This window comes from Pseudomonas sp. JR33AA (genome assembly GCF_021378985.1).
In the GTDB taxonomy this organism is placed as follows: domain Bacteria; phylum Pseudomonadota; class Gammaproteobacteria; order Pseudomonadales; family Pseudomonadaceae; genus Aquipseudomonas; species Aquipseudomonas alloputida.
On record NZ_JAJSAW010000034.1, the window covers coordinates 1 to 5,587 of the forward strand.

The 5,587-nt window shown below is 66.2% G+C and carries 3 protein-coding genes; all 3 read left to right on the forward strand.

Annotation, left to right across the window (positions count from 1 at the left end; genetic code table 11):
* Window positions 1-655 (forward strand): phosphopantetheine-binding protein (locus LVS58_RS24795; protein ID WP_233693222.1); only part of this gene is annotated, 655 nt, incomplete at its 5' end.
* Window positions 655-4,044 (forward strand): non-ribosomal peptide synthetase, encoded by a 3,390-nt coding sequence (locus LVS58_RS24800; protein ID WP_233693223.1) that lies wholly within the window; start codon window positions 655-657, stop codon window positions 4,042-4,044. The genes LVS58_RS24795 and LVS58_RS24800, both read left to right, overlap by 1 nt.
* 12 nt (window positions 4,045-4,056) lie before the next feature.
* Window positions 4,057-5,587 (forward strand): condensation domain-containing protein (locus tag LVS58_RS24805; RefSeq protein ID WP_233693224.1); only part of this gene is annotated, 1,531 nt, incomplete at its 3' end.

A 5,587-nucleotide genomic window follows, 5' to 3' on the forward strand; every position in this document is an offset into this window, starting at 1 on the left:
GATCGAATACGCCGGGCGCATCGACCACCAGGTGAAGATCCGCGGCTTCCGCATCGAACTGGGTGAAATCGAAGCGCGCCTGCAAGCGCAGCCGCAGGTGCGTGAGGCCCTGGTGCTGGCCCAGGAAGGCGCGACCGGCCAGCAGCTGGTGGCCTACCTGATACCCGCTGCCGAGGTGGCGCTGGAGCAGCACGCCGGGCTGCGCGCGCAGTTGCGCGAACAGTTGAAGGAAGCACTGCCGGACTACATGGTCCCGGCGCACCTGCTGCTGCTCGACCAATGGCCGCTGACGGCCAACGGCAAGCTCGACCGCAAGGCCCTGCCCAAGGCCGATGCCAGCCTGTTGCAGCAAGGTTACCGCGCCCCGCGCAGCGAGCTTGAACAGCAGCTGGCAGCCATCTGGCAGGACGTGCTCAAGCTCGAGCAAGTAGGCCTGGACGATCACTTCTTCGAGCTGGGCGGCCACTCATTGCTGGCCGTCAGCGTGGTCTCGCGGGTGCAACTGGAACTCGGCCTGAGCCTGACCCCGCAACTGATTTTCCAGCACCCGACCCTGGCGAGCTTCGCCGAACAGCTGGCCCAGGCATCTGCGCCGGCGGACACACAAACACTCAGCAAGCTGTCGGCTTTGCTGGACGAAATGGAGGAGGTGTGATGGACACCGCAGTCGCCACGAAAATTGCCCAGCGCTTCATCAATCTGCCGCTGGAAAAGCGTCGCCAGTACCTGCAGACCATGCTTGCAGAAGGCGTGTCCCCGGCCAACCTGCCCATACCGCTGGTGCGCGACGACACCACCGTGGTGCCCTTGTCGTTTGCCCAGGAGCGCCAATGGTTCCTATGGCAGATGGAGCCTCAGGGCACTGCCTACAACATCGGGGTCAGCCTGCGCCTGCACGGCCCGCTGAACCTGCAGGCCTTGCAGGGCAGTTTCGATGCGCTGCTGGCGCGGCACGAGAGCCTGCGCACTACGTTCACCCATGACAGCCGCGACGGTGGCCCGCGCCAGCAGATCGCCCCACAGCTGACGGTAGCGATCGCATGCAGTGAGCGCGGTGTGGGCGATGAACAGGCGCAGATTCAGGCCTTCGTCGAAGCCCACCGTGAGCAGCCGTTCGACCTGCAACAGGGCCCCGTGTTGCGCGTGGCGTTGCTGCGCCTGGCGGCCGAGGACCATGTGCTGAGCCTGGTGGTGCACCACATCGCCGCTGACGGCTGGTCGCTCAAGGTCATGGTCGATGAGCTGCTGCAGGGTTACAGCGCCTGTTGCCAAGGGCACGCTGTGGCTGTTCGGCCGCTGCCCATCCAGTACGCCGACTATGCCATCTGGCAACGGCGCTGGATGGAGGCCGGTGAGCGCGAGCGGCAGTTGGCCTATTGGCAAGCGCAGTTGGGTGGCCAGCAGCCGGTGCTGGAGCTGCCGACCGATCGGCCCCGCCCGGGGCTGATGAGCTACCGCGGCGCACGGCACGACTTCAGCTTGCCGGCCGAACTGTGCCAACGCCTGCACGACCTGGCCCGCCAGGAAGGGGTGACCTTGTTCGTGCTGTTGCTGGCCGCGTTCCAGGCCTTGCTGCAGCGCTACAGCGGGCAGCAGGACATTCGCGTCGGTGTACCCATCGCCAACCGCAACCGGGTAGAAACCGAAGGGTTGATCGGGTTCTTCGTCAATACCCAGGTGCTGCGCGCGCAAATCGAGCCGCAGCAGACATTCCGCGCGCTGTTGCAGCAAGCCCGCCAGGCCGCCAGCGACGCCCAGGCCCATCAAGAGCTGCCGTTCGAACAACTGGTCGAAGCCTTGCAGCCGGGGCGCAGCCTGAGCCACAGCCCGTTGTTCCAGGTCATGTTCAACCACCAGCGCCAGGGCAATGGCCAGCAGGCCGCCAGCGACACAGTGCTGCGTATCGAGGCTTTGCCTGGCGAAACGCGCACCGCGCCGTTTGACCTCACCCTGGAAACCTTCGAAGCGCCAGGGCAGATCGGCGCCTCGTTCAACTACGCCACCGACCTGTTCGATGCCAGCACCGTGGCGCGCATGGCCGGGCACTGGCTGCAATTGCTGGACGGCATCGTGGCCGATGCAGGCCAGCGAATCGCCGCGTTGCCACTGCTCAGCGACAGCGAACTGGACGTGATCGGGCAAGCCTGGAATGACACGGCGGTGCCGGTTGCCGACGCTTGCATCCAGCACTTGATCGAGCGGCGTGCCGATGCCACGCCACATGCACCGGCGGTGCAGTTCGAAGACCAGACGCTGAGCTACCAGCAGCTCAACCAACACGCCAACCGCCTGGCCTGGCACCTGATCGAAGGCGGCGTAGGCCCGGACGTCAAGGTCGGGGTGGCTCTCGAACGCTCGCCACAGATGCTTGTCGCTTTGCTGGCCGTGCTCAAGGCCGGGGGGGCCTATGTACCGCTGGACCCCCACTACCCGGACGAGCGGCTGGCCTACATGATGGCCGACAGCGGCATCAGGCTGCTGCTGACCCAGCCGTCGCTACAGGCACGCCTGCCGATACCGGCCACGGTCCAGTGCCTGTTGCTGGCGCCCGAGCACCCGCTGGGCAGTGGCTGCAACGCGGCAGCCTACAGCGTGCACAACCCGCAGCCGCAGCTGTCGGCCGAGCACCTTGCCTACATGATCTACACCTCGGGCTCCACCGGCAGGCCAAAAGGGGTGATGGTGCCCCACGGCGCTCTGGTCAACTTCATCGCCAGCATGGCCAAGGCGCCGGGGCTGGCTACCGGCGACCGCCTGTTGTCGTTGACCACGTTCTCGTTCGATATCTTCGGGTTGGAGTTGTACCTGCCGCTGGTGCAGGGGGCCTGCGTGGTCCTGGCCGGTCCGGATACTGCACAGGACCCGCAGCAGGTGCTGGAACTGGTCGCGCAGCAGGCAGTGACCGTGCTGCAGGCCACCCCCTCGACCTGGCGCATGCTGCTGGACAGCGGCCGCGGCGAGGTGCTGGCGGGCTGCACGAAGTTGTGTGGCGGCGAAGCCCTGAGCGATGACCTGGCCCAGCGGCTGCTGGCCCTGGGCGGGCCGTTGTGGAACCTGTACGGGCCGACCGAAACCACCATCTGGTCGGCGCTGCACCGCTTGCAGCCCGCCAGGCCGCAGGCGTGGCTCGGCAGGCCATTGGACAATACCCGGCTCTACCTGCTGGGTGAGAACCTGGCGCCAGTACCTGTTGGCGTGGCTGGTGAATTGCTGATTGGCGGGGCGGGGCTGGCGCGCGGGTATTACCAGCGGCCAGGGCTGACTGCCGAGCGTTTCGTCCCCGACCCGTTCGCCGTGAACGGTGAGCGGCTGTACCGCACCGGCGACCTGGCGCGCTATCGGGCCGATGGCGTAGTGGAATACCTCGGGCGAATCGACCAGCAAGTGAAGATTCGTGGCTATCGTATCGAACTCGGCGAAATCGAGGCACAACTGGCGCGTCATCCCGCCATTCGCGAAGCGGCGGTGGTCGCCCGGCCGGGGCCTGGGGGCCAGCAGCTGGTGGCTTACCTGGTGCCGCAGGACGTGGCCGTGGTCGACGATGCGCAAGCACGGGAGGCACTGGGCGAGGCGCTGAAACGGCAACTGCGCAGCGTGTTGCCCGAATACATGGTGCCGACCTGGACGACGTTCGTCGCGACCTTCCCCCATACCCCCAATGGCAAGCTTGACCGCAACCGCCTGCCTGCCCCCCAGCTGAGTGTCGCCCGGGCGGCCTACCTGGCACCGCAGAGCGAGCTGCAGCAGCACGTGGCGCAGATCTGGCAGGAGGTGCTGCACGTCGATCAGGTCGGCCTTGCCGACAACTTCTTCGACCTCGGCGGGCATTCGCTGCTGGCCACCCAGGTCACCGTGCGCCTGCGTGAGCAGTTGAAGCTGGAAACAGCGGTCAAGGCGCTGTTCACCACCCACGACCTGCAAGCCTACTGCGCCGAGATCGCGGGTGCTCAGCCGCACACCCAGGCGGTCAACGATGCCTTGGCTAAATCCTTGGAGGCCCTCAATCGTCTATCAGCCGAAGATCTGGAAAATCTGATCTCTTGACAGGGGAAGGGCGTGCAAAAGTTAATCGAATCGGTAGCAACACTGTCGGCAAAGCAACGCAAGGCGCTGGCGGTGCTGCTCAAGCAGCAGGGTGTCGATCTGTACAGCGTGGCACCTGTTTTTCGACGCGACCCTACCGAGCCGCTTTCGCTGTCCTTCGCCCAGGAGCGGCAGCTGTTTCTCTGGCACCTTGAGCCAGACAGCGCCGCCTATCACCTGCCCAGTGCGCTGAACCTGCGCGGCGCACTGGACCTGGCTGCCCTGCAGCAAAGTTTCGACGCGCTGGTGGCGCGCCACGAGTCGCTGCGCACCACCTTCGCCACTGACGGTGAGCGCACCACGCCAGTGATCCATGCCCCTGCGCCGGTGCGCATTGCCAGGCACACCCTGGCCCTGGCGCCCGGCGAGGACCGGGCGGCGCGGCTGCGCACCTGTATCACCGAAGAAATCCGCCAGCCGTTCGACCTGGCCCAGGGCCCGCTGCTGAGGGCCAGCCTGCTGTGCCTGGCGCCGGACGATCATGTGTTGCTGATCACCCAGCACCACATTGTCTCGGATGGCTGGTCGCTGGCGCTGATGGTGCAGGAGCTGGTGCACCTGTATCGCGCGTACAGCAGTGGCCAACCTGCCAGCCTGCCGGCGTTGCCGATCCAGTACGCCGACTATGCCGCCTGGCAGCGCCAATGGATGGAGGGCGGCGAACGGCAGCGCCAGCTAGCCTACTGGACCGCCCAGCTGGGCGGTGAGCAGCCTGTGCTGGCGCTGCCCGCTGATCGCCCGCGGCCGTTGCACAGCAGCTACCGTGGCGCCCGCATCGACCTGCCACTGAGCCCGGCACTGGCCGATGGCCTGCGGCAACTGGCACGGCGCGAAGGGGTGACCCTGTTCATGCTGCTGCTGGCGACCTTCCAGTGCCTGTTGCACCGCTATACCGGGCAGTCGGACATCCGCGTCGGCGTGCCGGTCGCCAACCGCACCCGCAAGGAAACCGAAGGCCTGATCGGTTTCTTCGTCAATACCCAGGTGCACAAGGCCGACATCGATTCGCACCTGCCGTTCGTCCGCTTGCTGCAACAGGTCAAGGCCACTGCGCTGGAGGCCCAGGCGCATCAGGACTTGCCCTTCGAGCAACTGGTGGATGCGCTGCAGGTCGAACGGAGCCTGAACCGCAGCCCGTTGTTCCAGGTCATGTTCAACCACCGCAGCGCCGAGCGCCGGCTGCCAGGGACCACACAGCTACCAGGCTTGAGCGTGGAAGTGCTGGCGTGGGAAGAAGTGAACGCCCAGTTCGACCTGACCCTGGACACGGTCGAGACCGCAGATGGCCTGTGGGCCTCGCTGACCTACGCCACTGACCTGTTCGACGCGCCAAGCGTCGAGCGTCTGGGGCAGCATTGGCAGCACCTGTTGCACAGCGTGGTGGCCCAGCCGCAACAGCCTGTGGGCGAGCTGCCGATGCTGAGCCCGCAGCAGGTGCAAGCGGTGCTGCATGACCTTAACAACACCGCCACCGACTACCCCGGCGACTGGCGCGTGCACCAGC